The organism is Nostoc sp. PCC 7107, from assembly GCF_000316625.1.
GTDB lineage: Bacteria > Cyanobacteriota > Cyanobacteriia > Cyanobacteriales > Nostocaceae > Nostoc_B.
In genome coordinates this window covers 5,525,459-5,542,851 of the sequence record NC_019676.1, presented here as the reverse complement: position 1 = coordinate 5,542,851, position 17,393 = coordinate 5,525,459, and the positions used below count along the sequence as shown (strand labels likewise).

8 protein-coding genes are annotated in these 17,393 nt (G+C 42.1%); 3 read left to right on the top strand and 5 right to left on the bottom strand.

What is annotated here, in order from left to right; translation table 11 throughout:
• Positions 1-23 precede the first annotated feature (23 nt).
• From NOS7107_RS23630 to NOS7107_RS23610, 5 genes are all read right to left on the bottom strand, one after another.
• The gene (locus NOS7107_RS23630) at positions 24-3,617 is read right to left on the bottom strand and encodes a tetratricopeptide repeat protein (RefSeq protein WP_015115457.1); all 3,594 of its coding nucleotides are present in this window, start codon (positions 3,615-3,617) and stop codon (positions 24-26) included.
• Positions 3,618-3,767: 150 nt separating this feature from the next.
• Entirely contained in the window at positions 3,768-4,358 is a 591-nt protein-coding gene (locus tag NOS7107_RS23625) for a Uma2 family endonuclease (protein WP_015115456.1), read from the bottom strand.
• A gap of 112 nt (positions 4,359-4,470) precedes the next feature.
• Positions 4,471-6,252 carry an ABC transporter ATP-binding protein gene (locus tag NOS7107_RS23620; protein ID WP_015115455.1) on the bottom strand — a complete coding sequence of 594 codons (1,782 nt, stop codon included), beginning with the start codon at positions 6,250-6,252 and terminating at the stop codon, positions 4,471-4,473.
• Between the two features lie 204 nt (positions 6,253-6,456).
• The gene (locus NOS7107_RS23615) at positions 6,457-8,238 is read right to left on the bottom strand and encodes an ABC transporter ATP-binding protein (RefSeq protein ID WP_044500280.1); all 1,782 of its coding nucleotides are present in this window, start codon (positions 8,236-8,238) and stop codon (positions 6,457-6,459) included.
• Between the two features lie 86 nt (positions 8,239-8,324).
• Complete coding sequence (locus NOS7107_RS23610; RefSeq protein WP_015115453.1) at positions 8,325-9,623, bottom strand: GAF domain-containing sensor histidine kinase; 1,299 nt, start codon at positions 9,621-9,623, stop codon at positions 8,325-8,327.
• A gap of 803 nt (positions 9,624-10,426) precedes the next feature.
• Between NOS7107_RS23610 and NOS7107_RS23605 the strand changes: the two genes are divergently transcribed.
• From NOS7107_RS23605 to NOS7107_RS23595, 3 genes are all read left to right on the top strand, one after another.
• Entirely contained in the window at positions 10,427-12,226 is a 1,800-nt protein-coding gene (locus NOS7107_RS23605; RefSeq protein ID WP_015115452.1) for a ShlB/FhaC/HecB family hemolysin secretion/activation protein, read from the top strand.
• A 109-nt stretch (positions 12,227-12,335) separates the two neighbouring features.
• Positions 12,336-14,795, top strand: a complete 2,460-nt coding sequence (locus NOS7107_RS23600) for an S-layer family protein (protein WP_044501095.1) — start codon at positions 12,336-12,338, stop codon at positions 14,793-14,795.
• 74 nt (positions 14,796-14,869) lie between these two features.
• Entirely contained in the window at positions 14,870-17,335 is a 2,466-nt protein-coding gene (locus NOS7107_RS23595; protein ID WP_015115450.1) for an S-layer family protein, read from the top strand.
• The last annotated feature ends 58 nt before the right edge of the window (positions 17,336-17,393 follow it).

The window sequence follows — 17,393 nt, the reverse complement described above, 5'->3', positions numbered from 1 at the left end:
CAGACTTGATTTCAATATTATTTTTATTTCCATTCTCCTTGTAATGTAAATGCCGCCCAATAATAAGGCGCAGCATAATTTGGATTACGTGACATTTCTATTTGTGCTGCCCTTAATGCTGCCGCAGGTTTTAAATTTTTGCGTAACATATTGGCATAAAATAGCTTCATTAATTCTGATGTAGCTTCATCATCAACACTCCACAAACTCACTACAACACGCTGACTTCCCGCATACATAAATCCTCTGGTTAACCCAACTAATCCTTCTCCCTTGACTTCTTCTCCTAAGCCTGTTTGACAAGCACTAAGAACTATTAATTCTGCTGGCAAATTCAGGTTAAAAATATCGTGGAGGCGCAAAAAGCCGTTTTGGGGTGTTCCTTTATTATCAAACAGCGACAGCACGACCCCAGATAATTCTGGATTGGTGCTATTTAAAATGCCGTGAGTGGCAAAATGAATAATTTGATATTGACTTAACTCTGGACTGGTGGCAACATCTCGACTAGCGGTAAAGTCTAAGGCTTGCTTACGTCGTTCTTTATTGGATACTAAAGAGAGAATTTCCTCGGCTTCTTTGCGGGTAAAACGCAGTCGTTCAAAGTCAATGTCTGCTTCTCTGGCGGAACGCGATAATTGTTGCTGGTCAAAGAGATTCAAGTCTGGAGTGATGGATGGCCGATTTGCTGCTTGGCCTTTGAGGCGTTCATCTTGGGCAGAAAACACGGGATCTGCCAGTACAGCTACGGTTTTAGGTGCTTTTTTGCGCCCTTTGACTTCCTGACGCAGCAGGGCGATAGTTGAGGCTGAGGGAAGGGAGATAATTTCGTTGGTTGTGACTAATGGTTGATAGGTTTGGCTATTGGGTACAGCTAATGCAGTGATGGGTACATACTGTAAAGCGCCATCACTAACGACGACTAAGCGTTTTTTTCCGAGTTGCTGGGCGACTGGTGTAAGGATCATTTGTGACAATTCTTGCGCTGCTGTGCTGCTTCTGGCAATACTGGTTCTTTGGGATGGGGCGGTTAAAGCATCGCGGAATTTCTGGACGGCGGTTTTGATTTCGGCGCTTTTAGGTAGTTCGTAACTGGTGATGTTCTTGTTGCTGACAGCCCAAAGATAACTGCGTTCTTCTCCCAAGGAGTATTCGAGGAGCAAGGTATTATCATCTAAGACTTGCTGCTGAATTTGCTTTAATGATAAAGGTTGTGGTTGGGTTAGGGCAGCGTAACGTGGACTACTATTTTTAATTTCTGCCTGGACTTGTTGATACTGTTGTAGAAGTTCTGCGGTTTCTTTATCTAAATTTTGGATCTGAGCTTCTGTATATTTACCGCTTAAAAGTTGAATGCGGAGTTTTTCTCTAGCATCAAGTTGTTGCTGTAAGTTGCGTTCTGTTTGCAGTAGCTTGGGGTTTACGCCTTGGCGGATATCTGCGTTGGCTTCGGTGAGCAAGTCTAAAAGACTACGCGCCCTAGCACGTTCGCTCACTTGCAATGCTAAAGCAGCATAACCTTTGGCTGGTTCTTGTTTATGTAGCCGCATTAATAGGTCGATGTAAAACTGGTAATATTTCTGCACAGATGCAAAGTAAGATGTCCGCAAGTCTTGGCTGGTAACGTTGGTGCGGATATCTTCAACAATTTTAATGGTGTTTTCTATTTGGGTACGGGCGGTGATGAGATTGCCGCGATCGCGTTCTGTCTGAGCTATATAATACAGGGTGTCTGCTTCTCCGGTGCGATCGCCAATGCTCTGGCGCAATTTTAATTCTTGATTATAGGTGGCGATCGCTTGTTCTGGTTGCTTTAAGGCGTTGTAAGTTCTGGCTAAATTACCAATAACATTGGCTTCGCCATCTTTTTGTCCTAATTTTTGCCAGCCAGTCACGGCTTTTTGCGAAGCATCTAAGGCTTTTTGATAATCACCCGCAGCTAAATAAACTCTCCCAAAGAAACCATAAGCACTGGTTTCGGCAAAGCTATTTTTTGTTTGCTTGGCTAATGCCAAAATTTGGTTAGCTGCATCCAGGGCTTTGGGGTAATCTTTTAAAGATTCGTGTACTCGGAGAGTACCACTGATGGCACTGACTTGGCCTATCACATTTCCTTGTTCTCGGCGTAACTGCTGCGCTTGGTTGTAATATTCTAAGGCTTGGGGATAATTTTCTAAAGCGCGATAGGCACTGCCAATATTATCTAAAGTTTGCGCTTCTTTATCACGATTGCCTGTATTTTTAAATTTTTCTAGGGCTTGATTATAAGTTTCAATACTCGTTTTATGATCACCAAGTAAACTATAAACTGAAGCGATATTTTTCAGTGTATTGCCTTCCCCAGCAACATCTTTCACTTCGCGTTCAATATTTAAGGCTTGGTTGTAAGTATTAATAGCTTTTTGATAATCTCCTAATGAAGCATAAATCCCACCAATGGTATCGAGGGTGAAAGCTTCCCGCGCCCGATTTTTTGTAAAACGTTGCAATGCAATTGCTTCATTTAAAACATCTAGGGCTTTTTGTTTTTCACCCAACCTATCGTAGACTAAAGCCACTTGTCCTAATAGTTCCGCTTCTGAGTGGGGATTACCTGCTTTTTGTAAAAGCGATCGCGCTTGGTTATAATATTCTAAAGATTTTTGTGGTTCACTAAAAGAATAGCTCCCGGCAATGCCTGTCAACGTCACAGCTTGCTTACTCAGGTTAAATGCCAAAGCTATACCTGAAAGATTATCTTGACTTTGTTGTTGCAGTTTTAGTGATTGATTGAGAGCTTCCCGCGATTTTTGCTCATCACCAATGGATAAATAAAGTACACCGATATAGTTGAGTGCATCGGCTTGTCTACTCAGATTATTTCTCGTCTTTTGAATTTCTAAGGACTGTTGAAAAGCCTCTAAGGCTTTTTGCGGTTCACCCAAATTAGTATAGGTAATCCCAATAATTTGCAAAATGTCGGCTTGTCCATCTAAATTTTTTTGTTGACGTTGAATTACCAGGGCTTGATTGTAAGCTTGTAGTGCTTGTTTTGTGTCTCCCGCATTAAAATAAACGCCCCCAATGCCAATTAAGGTATTAACAATAAAATCAGGTTTTTTTTCAGCACGAAATACTCGCAATGCTTGGCTATAAAATTCTAGGGCTTTTTGAGGTTGACCCAAATTAGCGTAAGCATTGGCTACAGAATTCAACATCACTGCTTCGCCAAAACGGTCTTTTTGTTCGCGGCGAATATTTAGCCCTCGCTGAAAATATCCCAACGCCTTTTGATTATCATTTTGAGTGTAATAAAGTGTGCCGATCGCTAATAATGTGGTAGCCTCATAACTGCGATCGCCAATTTGTTGCCAAATTTTTAATGCTTCTTCATATTTAGCGATCGCTGCTTGCCGACCTGTGGCTGTACCTTGTTCATATAATTGCTGTGCTTCTTGCAGCAGTTGTTTGGCTTGGGTGGCGGCTCTTTGCCTTTCAGGAGTTGTATTTTGCGGTTGTTGGGCTATGTAGAGATGATTCGCCCTAGCTGCTGTGATCATTAACTCCGATGACATCAGCATAGTGACAAAGATCACCAGTGTGCGATGTGCCAACGCTAACAGATGTTTCTTTGTCATAACTGTTCCTAAGTGGCAGAAGTAATGTTTTCTAACTGGAAAACTGTAATATTACAGTTACAGGAGAGTTATATTGTAACATCTATAATAATGGTTATTTAATTGCGATCGCTTCAGCCGTCTCCATCACCTGTTCTACTCTTGTTTTCGTCATTCAACTCCAACGGTTGAAAAATCAATATTTTCGTAAAGTTCGGCAATTGAAATTTGTAACTCCAAGGTACTCAAAGAAAGGGTGACATTGGGGTCATCGTATTCCGAAAATAGCCACTGATGCGCGGCTGTTTTGAGATGATGCTCAACGTGTATACGGTATTGATCAATTAGCAAATATTCTTGAAAAGTAGAAATTGTCCGATAGGCAACAAATTTCTCACCACGGTCATAATTTTGGGTGGATTTAGACAACACTTCAGCAATAAAGCAAGGATTGACCACAGTATCTTTGCGTCCGGTTTGAAGTTCTAAGGGTTTGGGCAGAACCATTACATCAGGATAGGTATAGAGATTTGCATCGGGAATCCAAAGCCGTTGATCGACATAGAAAGTCCGGTAGTTTTGGCTTTTTAGGGCAGATTTCAGCAAAATATACAAATTTCCAGCAATATCATTATGGTCTGGGGTTCCACCCGTCATAGGAATAATTCCTCCATCACAATATTCGTTGCGTGTTTCTGAGGCGATTTCTAGTTCTAAATACTCATCAATGGTGTAACATTTAGTCTCAGGTTGAGCAATCATGATCGGTTGATCTCCAAAGCTTTTAGTTGCTGGTTTATCGAAGTTGTGGCTGCGGCTTCATCAGCCTCAATTGCCCGTTCTACTCCTGTTTTAGCAATTTCTAGCCCAAAAGCTAGGAATTATTTGCGCCTAACTGAAGGCTATAAAGATTGGCATAGACTCCTTGTTGTTCTATGAGTTCTGTATGAGTACCTTGTTCAACTATTTGTCCCTGTTGAATGACCAACACCTGATCAGCCTGAGTCACGGTGCTGAGACGGTGAGCAATGACAAAGCTGGTGCGATTTTTTAACAAACGAGCGATCGCACTCTGCACTAGTGTTTCTGTACGAGTATCAATACTACTAGTTGCTTCATCTAAAATCAAAATCCGCGGATTAATCAACACCGCACGGGCAATACTAATTAGTTGGCGTTGTCCTTGACTCAGGGGCGCACCTCGTTCACCTAATTGGGTGGCGTAACCTTGTGGTAGTGAGGTAATAAATTCATGCACATTTGCCAATTGAGCCGCGCTTTCAATCTCGGCTTGACTGGCGTAAGGAGCGCCAAAGGCAATATTTTCGGCGACAGTCCCACTGAACAAAATATTATCTTGTAAAACAATGCCAATTTGACGGCGCAAACTAGCTTGGGTCACACTCCGCACATCAATACCATCAATTTTAACTGCACCACCAGACACATCATAAAAACGCAATATCAGGTTAATAATAGTGGTTTTACCTGAGCCTGTTGACCCTACTAGTGCAATCATTTGTCCCGGACTGGCGTGTAAATTCACTTTTTTGAGAACCAGTTGCTCTGGATTATAGCCAAAGGTGACATTCTCAAATCTCACTTCACCTTGAATAGCCGGCATTTCTTCAGCATCCGGCGCATCTTGGAGTTGGGCTGGTTCATCTAACAGCAGAAAAATTCTCTCTAATCCCGCAAAAGCTGATTGAGCTTGGGTGTAAAACTGGCTGAGAATTTGGATTGGGCGAAAAAATTGCTGGACGTACAGTAAAAACGATGTCACGACACCAACTGTGGCGGCTCCGGTGACAGCGAGATAACCCCCAAATGCTAGTACACCTGCGGTTGCGAGGGTATTGAGAAAATCAATGGACGGTAAAAAGGCCGCCGTAATAGCCACCGCCTCAACATTCGCATCTCGATTAGCAGCGTTGAGAATGTCGAATTCTTGAATATTGACTTGTACGCGATTAAATGCCTGGGCTTCGCGCACACTGCTAATATCTTCTTCTAATTTGGCTGAAAGGTCGCCAATTGTTTGGCGGGTAACGCGAAATCTGGCTCTCGCCCACCGGGAAAATAAGCTAGTGGTAAAAATCATCAGTGGTACAACTAGGTTACTTAACAAGCCGAGTTGCAGATTAATCGCCAGCATAGCAATGACAATACCTACCAAACTGAAAACGTTGCCCAACATTTGGGCGACTGTTTGTCCAAATGCCTGATTTACGGTATTAACATCATTCAATAAGCGACTCATTAAATCGCCAGCTTCACTGCGGTCAAAAAAGCTGAGTGGTAAACTCTGGATTTTCAGAAAAATATCTTGTCGCAGTTGCGCCAACAATCGCTGCATAATCCAGCCAACCCGCACAATTTGACCACGGGTTGCCGAAATACCCAGTATATAGATGATTGCTAATAATCCTAACAACAGCAACAAACCAGACAAATTTCCTTGGGCTATGAGATGGTCTATTGACCAACCCAATAAGAACGGCCCGATCGCCTGGGTTGATGCACCAATTAGTACTAATGTCAAGGCAATCGGAATTTCTTTGCGATAGGGTCGCAGGTATTGTAAAAAGCGCCGTAAGGTTGAGAGTTGCTGAGTTGCCAGTTGCTCGGATGCAACTATTGGGCCTGTAGCTCTCATAAGAATTTTGGATTTTAGATTATGGGTTGGGGATGGGAAATTGTTGTCTGCGGCTGCCTAGAAATTAATTATTTGTCGCAATTATTGTTTGTTTTACGTTGACAAAACCTTTCACATCATCTCATAGAATATACTGCGGCAATCATATTTGATTTTGGCATGAGAGTGTTAGGCGGCAAGCAACGCACTTCTTAGGGCGAATGACTATGTTATGTGTTCTGTTTGCTTGATTTGAGATTCCAAAATTGCGCCGTAAAGTGGACTGGTTTGCATCAATTCTTCATGGGTTCCTTGGGCTACCAATAGACCTTTATCTATCAACAAAATGCGATCGGCATTTTTGACTGTACTAATGCGTTGCGCTACCACAAAGGTGACGCAAGCTTTTTGCTGCATTAAATGGTCTAGTTCTGCTTGAATCTGGGCGGCGGTTTTTGCATCTACCGCAGAGGTACTATCATCTAAAATCAGAATACTGTAATCGGTGAGTAAGGTACGAGTGATCGCTATCCGTTGTTTTTGTCCGCCAGATAAACCAACACCACGTTCACCAACAATTGTGTCGTAGCCATCGGGCAAGCTAATAATAAAATCATGAATCTGGGCTGTTTTTGCCACCTCTATGACCTGTTCTAAGGTGGCTTTGGGTTTGGCGTAGGCAATATTCTCGCGGATAGTACCAGAGAATAAAGTCGTTTCTTGAAATACTATACCGATATGCGATCGCAAACTTTGCAATGTAAAATCCCGCACATCCCGCCCGTCAATACGGATGGCTCCCCCAGTCACATCATAAAAGCGGGGAATCAAGTTCATCACTGTGCTTTTGCCGGAACCTGTCATCCCCAGAACAGCAATTAATTCTTTGGGCTTGGTTTCAAAGGAAACATTTTTCAGCGCTTCGGTTGTGGCTCCTGGATAGCGAAAGGAGACATTTTCAAAGGTAATTCTGCCGCCACAAATTTCAAATTGTTGGGCGTGAGGGCGATCGCGGATTTCAACTGCGGCATCTACTACTTCAAATACTCGGACTGCGGAGGCTGCGGCTTGGGCGATCGCTGGGGCGGCAAAACCAATTAATAAAATAGGTTGAAAAATTAACACTAAGTAGGAATTAAACGCTACCAATTCCCCAATAGAAAAGCTACCGCCAATTACCTGGCTTCCCCCATAGCCAAACACTGCCAGTGTCACCAAGTTACTCAGCAAAAAGATAAAAGGGAACGTGTTACGAATGGCACGAATCGTCTGCATATTTGCGGTGACAAGGCCATCATTCAAGGTGGTATAACGCGACTTTTCGGCGGACTCCCGCACAAAAGCTTTAACTACACGTATCCCTAGCAAATTCTCCTGTAAGACCGCATTCAGATTCCCCAATTGCTGTTGTATTTGCCCAAACAATTGGTTATTCCGACCAATGAATTGTGCCATCAACCATGCTGAGATAGGAACTACCGACAAGGTAATTAAAGCGAGTTGCCAATTCATCACTAGCAAAAGTACCGCAATAGTTACCAATGTCACTAATCCCCCAATCACCTGAATCAAGCTAGTACCGACAAATGTACGGATTAACTCAATGTCACTAGTCACACGGGTTAACAGTTGGGAAGTCTGCGATTGGTCATGATAGCTAAAACTCAGATTTTGAATTTTGCTGAAAATTTTGTTGCGTAAGTCATAAGCGACACCTTGAGAGGCGGCTTCTGCCAAATAGCTTTGACCAAAGTTAAACAAACCGCGGGCGATCGCCGCTACTACCATCCAAGCCGCACTATAAACTACTATCTGTAAGTTTCGCGGCGCAATCCCTTGATCAATTCCCCAACGAAATAACTGCGGAGTTATAGCATTTGCCAATGTCAATAATAAGACACTCATCAAAGCTCCCAATGAAATCCAGCGGTAATTGCCTAAACTTTCCAATACTCGCTGGATTGACCGCATCGACGAAATTTGCCGGAGTTCTGGTTGTTGCACCAATTTTTATCACCTCAACATCGTACACTTGTAAACCGGAAACTCTTTGGAGGGCGGCTGGGTGCAATATTGTAATATTATGTCTTTATTTAATTATTAGTTTTTTTCCTGACATCCTTACAGCCATTCCCCACTGGTAATTGTACTGTGACAGTCGTACCTGATGCAGTATCTGAAGAAATAGAAAATTCTCCACCATGAGCATTGACAATGCGTTTCGTAATCGCCAGTCCCAGCCCTGTACCAGCAGATTTTGTTGAGAAGAATGGCTGAGTGAGTTTAGAGAGAATTTCTGAAGGAATTGGCTCACCGCCGTTACAAACATTAATGCAAACTTGACCTAGAGATGAATTTTTCACTTCCCAGATAATTACATCTCCTGAAGCAACCGCCTCACAAGCATTACGCACAATATTGATAAATACTTGTTTGAGCTTATCTTTATCTCCTAAAATTTTGACTGGATGTGCGCTGGGGATAAATTCAATTTTGCGTGAGAGTGCTTCTGGCATTTCTCTAATTAATTGCAGCAATTCCTGAATGAATTCATTCAGATCTAATTCACCTAGTTGCAGTACTTGGGGTTTAGCATAAAGCAAAATTTCACTCAGCAGATTTTCTAACCGCGTAGCTTCGCTCAGTGCTAATGATAATCGCTCTTTAGCTGCTGAGTTGAATATAGTTTTTTTGAAGTAGTTTAATCCCATGATCATTGTCGTTAAGGGATTCCGAATTTCATGGACAATCATGGCTGCAAACTCACCAATAGCCGCTAGTCGTTCTTGTTCTACCAGCTTGGCTTGGGCTGTCCGCAGTTCGGCAGTGCGTTTTTCTACTTCAGACTCTAAAACTTGATTAAATTCACACTGTTGTTGGTAGAGATAATAATTATCAATGGCTGTAGCTGCCCGTTCTGCAAATACTTCAGCAACTTGAATTTCTTCTTTTATAAACTCTCTCTGTTGGCGATGAAAAGAGCAGATCGTCCCAATTACTTTTCCTTCTGCTGTCCGTAATGGTATGCCCAAATAAGCATAGTAACCTTCGGGAATCTGCCCATACTCAGGATTTTTTACCGCATCTTCTACTGCTAAGGGACGACCAATTTTGATTACAGTCCCAGTCAGTAAACCATGTAGTGAATAGACATGTTCACCCTCACCCATATCAATACTACTGGCTAGTACTTGCTCAAAACCTTTTTGGCACACGGTCACAACTGACCAATCTACCTCTAGTAATTCACTAACTCCACAGGCAATACTCTGTAGGTAACTATTTAGCTCCCCAGATCGATAGTTCAAACAGGATAAAAATGCGATCGCTCGTCTTTCGCGCTGCCATAGTTGCTTTTGCAACAAACTTGCTTTACCACTGGCTTTGCTCATATTTGCCTGTTGCAGAAGTTAATAATTTTTTAATAATCATTAATCCTAAGTTCAAAATTTTCTCCAGTACTAATCCTGGACATTTATAATAATTTCACTAACTTTGGATTTTTGATTTAATCATAAGAAATAATACTAGAACTACAACCTATTCTCACTATTTATTAATAAATATTTTATTAAGTTAATAAATTTTAATAGCATTTCAATGAGAAAGTAAATTCGTTTACATTGCTATCTAATATTATCTACTAACAACATAGAGGTTAATCTAAGATTAATACATAGTTAACAATTGGCTAATTTTAAGGTTATTGCAAAGTTAAGACGGAAATAAATCTGCTAAACGAAAGCAGAACTGATATCAGTTCTGCTTTCGTACATTTGTGCAGAAACAGGAAAACCCTCTTCCCTGCTATATCTGCGGTTTGAGCAGTTTGTTTGATGGACACAAAATGATGTAGGGTTAAATCTCACTAAAACTCATCTGAAACCCTTGCGAGGAAAGAGTGTAGAAGTATAAAACAAATTTCATTCTGTTAATCTGCAATGTCTGGATGTTTGTACGTGATCACCCTTAACCTCAGCCTCCCATCCAGAAACAACAGTATTTACACTGTCGGCAATTGTAAAAAATAAAGCGAACATTTTATATAGATATAATTACTCGTTATGTCAAAATAACGAAGATTAACTAGATAACTAGTCTGGCAGAATAAATTCTCTAATTATATTGGCAAATCCTATTTGTAAAGGATTATAGCGATTTAGACCGCTAGGAAAAATGACTCAATTCAATATTTATGCGTAGGTATTTAAGTGTGAAGACAGAATTGATAATTAATTATACGCACAGACATAAACTGATTCGTCAACCGCACATAATAGCACTGAAGCCTTTAACATTCGGCTTTGTGATTGCAGCGGTATTGTGTAATTATCATCAGGCGATCGCCCAAACTTCCAATCCTCAGACCTTACCACCCGGAAGGATTGAAGAGATTTCTGTTCCTTCCTTACCTTCAGATGCACTACCGCAGCCATCAGACAAAGAGCCATTACTTCCACCTGTACAATTACCCGGTGAAGCAACTCCCACAGTAGATGATTCTAGTGCCAAATTCCGGGTTAATCGCATTGAAATTGTTGGTAGTACAGTATTTAAACCAGCAGATTTTGCCCCCATTACAGCCCCCTTTCTGGGAAGGGAAGTAACCTTTGCAGACTTATTACAAGTCAAAGAAGCCATCAGCAAGTTCTACACTGATAAAGGCTATGTCACCACTGGGGCTTTAATTTCACCGCAAACAGTAGATGCGGGAGTGATCAAAATTCAGGTAGTCGAAGGTAGTTTACAAGAAATCCAAATCGTGGGTAATCGGCGATTAAATAGCAACTACATTCGCGATCGCATCCGCATTGGTGCAGGAAAACCCCTGAATGTGCCACACTTACTAGAAAAGCTACAACTACTCCGACTCGACCCACGCATTCAAAACCTCTCTGCGGAATTGCAAACAGGTACAACTCCCGGAGCTAATATCTTACGTGTCGAAGTTGAAGAAGCCGAAACTTTCACAAGAACAGTCAGCATAGATAATGGGCGATCGCCCAGCGTTGGTAGTTTTCGCCGGGGTATAGATTTACAAGAAGCCAATTTACTTGGTTTGGGAGATACCTTGAGTGTGGGGTATACCAATACCAATGGCAGTAATACAATCGCGGCTAGTTATACATTGCCTGTTAATGCTTACAATGGCGCTTTATCTTTTAGTGTTAACCAAGGCTGGAACAACGTTATAGAAGAACCTTTCAGCGTTCTGGATATTCAGTCCAATAGCACCGCTTACGAATTCGGATTTAGGCAACCATTACTGCAAAAGCCAACCCAAGAATTAGCCGTAGGTTTCTCCTTCTCTCGTCAAGAAAGCCAAACAAAAATCGGTCTGGATGATATTGGTGGCTTTCCATTATCTCCGGGTGCAGATGATAATGGTAAAACCAATATTTCCGCCTTGCGCTTTACCCAAGAGTATACCCAACGCAGCAGTAAACAAGTTTTTGCCGCGCGATCGCAATTTAGTCTGGGAGTCGATTGGTTTGGAGCTAATGTCAGCAGTGAGGCTCCCGATAGCCGCTTTTTTAGTTGGCGGGGACAGGCGCAGTGGGTACGACAATTCGCACCAGATACCCTGTTTTTAACTAGAGGCGATTTACAACTAGCAGCAGATACCCTCGTACCTTTAGAGCAATTTGGTCTGGGTGGACAGCTAAGTGTGCGGGGCTATCGCCAAGATACATTACTCACAGATAACGGTATCTTGTTTTCCTCAGAATTCCGCTTTCCGATTGTCCGTGCTAACAAAATCCAAGGAGTTCTACAACTAGCACCTTTTATTGATGTCGGTAAAGGCTGGAATACCAAGGGTAGCAATCCTTCTTCCAGTACCTTAGTAGGTGCTGGGTTAGGGCTGTTATGGAAACAAGGCAATAACTTCTCTGCTCGTTTGGATTGGGGGATTCCACTGATATCTGTTGAGGGTGACAAAGAAACACTCCAAGAAAACGGTTTGTACTTCTCTATGCAGTATTCACCATTCTGATAGTAAAAATGGCATTGCATAAACAACTTTCTCATACCAAATCATTTGGTGAATTGATATGACTGCATTGGGAACAATAAATACGGCAGAAAAAATAAAACCTGGGTTAATGAAAGTAACTTTTATTGGGTTTGGCGCTCTTAGTGCAATCTGCATATCTGCGACATATAACAGTAGTGTTCACGCCCAAGTAACACCTGATAACACTCTCAATACAGATGTGAGTGGTAGTAGTAGTTACACCATCACCAACGGTAATCGTGTCGGCAATAATTTATTTCATAGCTTTAGCCAATTCTCCTTACCTACAGGTGGCTCTGTTACATTCAATAATTCCACTACCATAGAAAACATCTTCGCCCGTGTCACAGGTGGGAGTGTGTCAAATATCGATGGCACAATTAGCGCCCAAGGTAGTGCTAACTTATTCTTACTGAATCCTGCGGGGATTTTGTTTGGGGCTAATGCTAAATTGAGTATTGGCGGTTCTTTTGTCGGGACTAGTGCAAATAGCATTAAATTTGCCGATGGGATAGAGTTTAGCGCCACCAATACAACAGCCCCTCTCTTGACAATGAGCGTCCCTGTAGGTTTGCAACTTGGTAGCAATCCAGGTGCAATTACCGTTCAAGGAACTGGACACAATGGCAGTTTTAGTTCAACAACTTCGATATCTGGACTCAATATTGGCACCAGAGGATTACAAGTACAATCTAGCAAAACTCTAGCATTAGTAGGTGGGAATATTGCCTTGGATGGTGGTTTACTCTCTGCACCAGGAGGACAAATAGAATTGGGTAGCGTCAGTAATGCCAACGTTTCTCTCAATTCCACCTCTCAAGGCTTTACCTTGAGCTATCCCAGTACTGCAAATTTTGGCAACATTGCTCTTACCCAACGAGCTTTAGCATCTACACGCGATCTCAGTCGAGGAAATGGCGGATCTGTCAACATTCAAGGGAAACAGGTAAGCATCCGTGATGGTTCTCTGGTGTTAGTCCAAAATCGTAGTAACCAAGCTGCTGCTAATATTGTTGTGAATGCTACAGAGTCATTAGATATCATTGGCAAATCTTCTAACTTTAGTAGTTCTAGTAGTTTAGTCAATGACACTGTATCTTCTTCGGCGGCAGGGCAGATCATCGTTAACACCCCGAAGTTAAATATTGATCAAGGTGGTTACATTTTAAACCGCACATTTAGTGCAGCCGCTGGTGGCAATATTGTCATCAATAGTGATGCAATCGATGTCAATGGTTTTGCATTAGGCGATCCTTTTAATTCTCGATCTATCAGTCAAATATTAGCCGCTTCCTTTGGTCAGGGAAATGGCGGAAATATTTCTATTTCCACTCAAGATTTATCTATTTCAGCAGCAGCCAACATAACAGCTAGAACTTATTCTTCAGGTAAAGGCGGCGATGTTAACATCAAGGCAGATACGATTCAGGTAATAGGTACAGGAGCGCCAAAAGGGTTCTATTTTAGTATAATTGGGGCTACTACATTCGGGGTTGGAGATGTCGGGAGGTTGAACATTGATACCCGTAAATTATCTGTTCAAGCTGGTGCTAGAGTGTCAGCTTCTAGCATTGATTTAGGAAATGCAGGTTCATTAACCATCAATGCGTCAGAATCTGTTGATGTGAGTGGTGCCAAACCAGGGGAAAGTTCCAGTTATATCGGTACTGCTGTTCTGCGTTTTGGTGCGTCTAGGACAATTTCCCGTGCTAATGCAGGTAACACTACGATTAATGCCCCACTTGTTACAGTCTCCGATGGTGCAACGATTTTTGTTCAGAACACTGGACTTGGGACAGCGGGCAATTTGCAAATTAATGCCAATACCCTCACACTCAAAAATGGGGGAAACCTTTTAGCTTCCACAAAAGCAGGCGAAGGCGGTAACATCAACCTGCAACTGCGAGATTTATTGCTCATGCGTTATGGTGGTTTTATTAGTGCCGAAGCAGCTGGTAGTGGTAATGGTGGCAATATTAGTATTAATGCTCCAGTGATTGTTGGGCTAGAAAATAGCGATATTATTGCCAATGCCGTACAAGGAAAGGGTGGCAATATTAGTATTACAACTCAAGGGATTATTGGTCTAAAATTCCGCGATACCTTGACTCCCAGAGTTGATTTGACTAACGATATTACAGCCAGTTCCGCATTTAATGTCAATGGCACGGTGGAAATTAATAACATTGATGTTGACCCCAATTCGGGTTTAGTCGAACTACCCGCAAATGTCAGTGATCCATCTCAAAAAATAGCTAGTGGTTGTTCTAATACCAATGGTAGTAGTTTTGTTGCCACTGGACGAGGTGGAATACCACAAAATCCGACACAGGACTTGAGGAGCGATCGCACTTGGTCTGATATCCGCGATATCTCTGCATTCCAGAAAACAAAATCAGTCCAAGCCCAAATACCACCATCTCCAGAGGTTCTCATTCAAGCCACTTCTTGGCATCGTAACCCCAACGGCAAAATTGAGTTAATTGCAGCCCAATCTCCGACAACTGGTCAACCATCCTTAACCTGTGCTGCGGTTCCTCAAAGTTAACTACAACCCATAATGTTAAAAAACTTACGACATTGGGAAGACTAAGTACATAGTTAAAAATTAGACATTGGTTGATGAAATTAACTTTTACTGGCTTGGGCTTCATTGGTGCAATCTTCGTCTCTGCTATTTACAACAGTAGTGTTCACGCTCAAGTAATTCCCGATCACACCCTCAACACAAGCGTCTTACAAAATGGTAATAATTTCACCATCACTGACGGGAATCGCGTTGGTAATAATTTATTTCATAGCTTCAGCCAATTCTCAGTTCCCAGCAACGGCTCTGCATCGTTTAATAATTCTACTGATATCCAAAATATTTTTAGTCGTGTGACTGGTGGTAGTGTTTCTAATATTGATGGTAACATCAGTGCTAAGGGTAGTGCCAACTTATTCTTACTCAACCCCGCAGGCATTATTTTTAGACAAAATGCCAGCTTAAATATTGGTGGTTCTTTTATAGCCACAACTGCCAATAGTATCAAGTTTGCCGATGGAATAGAGTTTAGCGCAACCAATATCACATCACCAGCCTTATTAACTATGAGCGTTCCCGTAGGTTTGCAACTTGGTAGCAATCCAGGTGCGATTACCGTTCAAGGAGCGGGACACAATGGTAGTTTCAGTGCATCGTCTTCAATATCTGGACTCAACGTTGGTACAAGAGGACTACAGCTGCAATCTGGCAAAACCCTAGCATTGGTTGGTGGGAATATTGCCTTGGATGGTGGTTTGCTCTCTGCACCAGGAGGACAAATAGAACTGGGTAGCGTCAGTAATGTCAGCGTTTCTCTCAATTCCACCTCTCAAGGCTTTACCTTGAGCTATCCCAGTACTGCAAATTTTGGCAACATTACTCTTACCCAACGAGCTTTAGCATCTACACGCGATCTCAGTCGAGGAAATGGCGGATCTGTCAACATTCAAGGGAAACAGGTAAGCATCCGTGATGGTTCTCTGGTGTTAGTCCAAAATCGTAGTAACCAAGCTGCTGGTGATATAGTTATCAATGCTACAGAGTCTTTAGATGTTATTGGTAAGTCACCCGATTTTACAAGTTCTAGCAGTTTAATCAATGACACCATGTCTTCTGAAGCGGCGGGGAACGTGATCATTACAACCCCAAAATTGAATGTTGATCAGGGTGGTTACATTTTAAACCGCACATTTAGTGCAGCCGCTGGTGGCAACATTGTAGTCAATAGTGATGCTATAAATATTAATGGTTTTGCATTAGGCGATCCTACTCCTTTTCGAGCAGTCAGCCAGATATTAGCTGCTTCTTTTGGACGGGGACAAGGCGGAAATATTTCTCTTTCCACTCAAGATTTATCTATTTCAGCGGGAGCTAATATAGCTGCTAGACCTTATTCTTCAGGTAAAGGTGGCGATGTTAATGTCAAGGCAGATACGATTCAGGTAATAGGTACAGGAACTCCAAAAGGTAGTTATTTTAGTTTACTTTCTGCTGCCACATTCGGGCCTGGCGATGCGGGGAATTTGAACATTGACACCCGTAAGTTGTCGGTTCAAGGTGGCGGTAGAGTGTCGGCTTCTAGCATAATTTTAGGAAATGCAGGTTCACTAACCATCAATGCCTCTGAATCGATTGATGTGAGTGGTATGAAACCAGAAGAAACTCCTAGTTATATTGGTACTGCCGCTCTTCCTGTTGGTTCTTTTAGTACAATTTCCCGTGCTAATGCAGGTAACACTAATATTAATGCCCCACTTGTTACCGTCTCCGATGGTGCAACGATTTTTGTTCAGAACACTGGACTTGGGACAGCGGGCAATTTGCAAATTAATGCCAATACCCTCACACTCAAGAATGGTGGAAACCTTTTAGCTTCCACAAAAGCAGGCGAAGGCGGTAACATCAACCTGCAACTGCGAGATTTATTACTCATGCGTTATGGTGGTTTTATTAGTGCCGAAGCAGCTGGTAGTGGCAATGGTGGCAATATTAGTATTAATGCTCCAGTGATTGTTGGGCTAGAAAATAGCGATATTATTGCCAATGCCGTACAAGGAAAGGGTGGCAATATTAGTATTACAACTCAAGGGATTATTGGTCTAAAATTCCGCGATACCTTGACTCCCAGAGTTGATTTGACTAACGATATTACAGCCAGTTCCGCATTTAATGTCAATGGCACGGTGGAAATTAATAACATTGGTGTTGACCCCAATTCGGGTTTAGTCGAACTACCCGCAAATGTCAGTGATCCATCTCAAAAAATAGCTAGTGGTTGTTCTGCTAATCTCAGCAGTAGTTTTGTTGCCACAGGTAGAGGTGGGATACCACAAAATCCGACACAGGACTTGAGGAGCGATCGCACTTGGTCTGATATCCGCGATATCTCTGCATTCCAGGAAACACAACCAGTTAAAGCCCAGACACCCAAATCACCAGAAACTCTTGTCCAAGCAACTAGTTGGCATCGTAACCCTCAAGGCAAAATTGAATTAATTGCCGATAAATCTCCTTCTCAGATGCAACCATCATTAACCTGTGCTGCTGTTCCCAAAAATTAATCGATGTTAAAAAAAATACTAAATTGGGAACAATAAAACACTGAATAAAAATAAGAAC

Excerpts from the sequence above, each read along its gene's own strand:
- NOS7107_RS23605 (WP_015115452.1), top strand. The coding sequence starts at position 10,427 with ATGCGTAGGTATTTAAGTGTGAAGACAGAATTGATAATTAATTATACG.
- NOS7107_RS23595 (WP_015115450.1), top strand. The coding sequence starts at position 14,870 with ATGAAATTAACTTTTACTGGCTTGGGCTTCATTGGTGCAATCTTCGTC.
- NOS7107_RS23625 (WP_015115456.1), bottom strand. The coding sequence starts at position 4,358 with ATGATTGCTCAACCTGAGACTAAATGTTACACCATTGATGAGTATTTA.
- NOS7107_RS23610 (WP_015115453.1), bottom strand. The coding sequence starts at position 9,623 with ATGAGCAAAGCCAGTGGTAAAGCAAGTTTGTTGCAAAAGCAACTATGG.
- NOS7107_RS23630 (WP_015115457.1), bottom strand. The coding sequence starts at position 3,617 with ATGACAAAGAAACATCTGTTAGCGTTGGCACATCGCACACTGGTGATC.
- NOS7107_RS23600 (WP_044501095.1), top strand. The coding sequence starts at position 12,336 with ATGAAAGTAACTTTTATTGGGTTTGGCGCTCTTAGTGCAATCTGCATA.
- NOS7107_RS23620 (WP_015115455.1), bottom strand. The coding sequence starts at position 6,252 with ATGAGAGCTACAGGCCCAATAGTTGCATCCGAGCAACTGGCAACTCAG.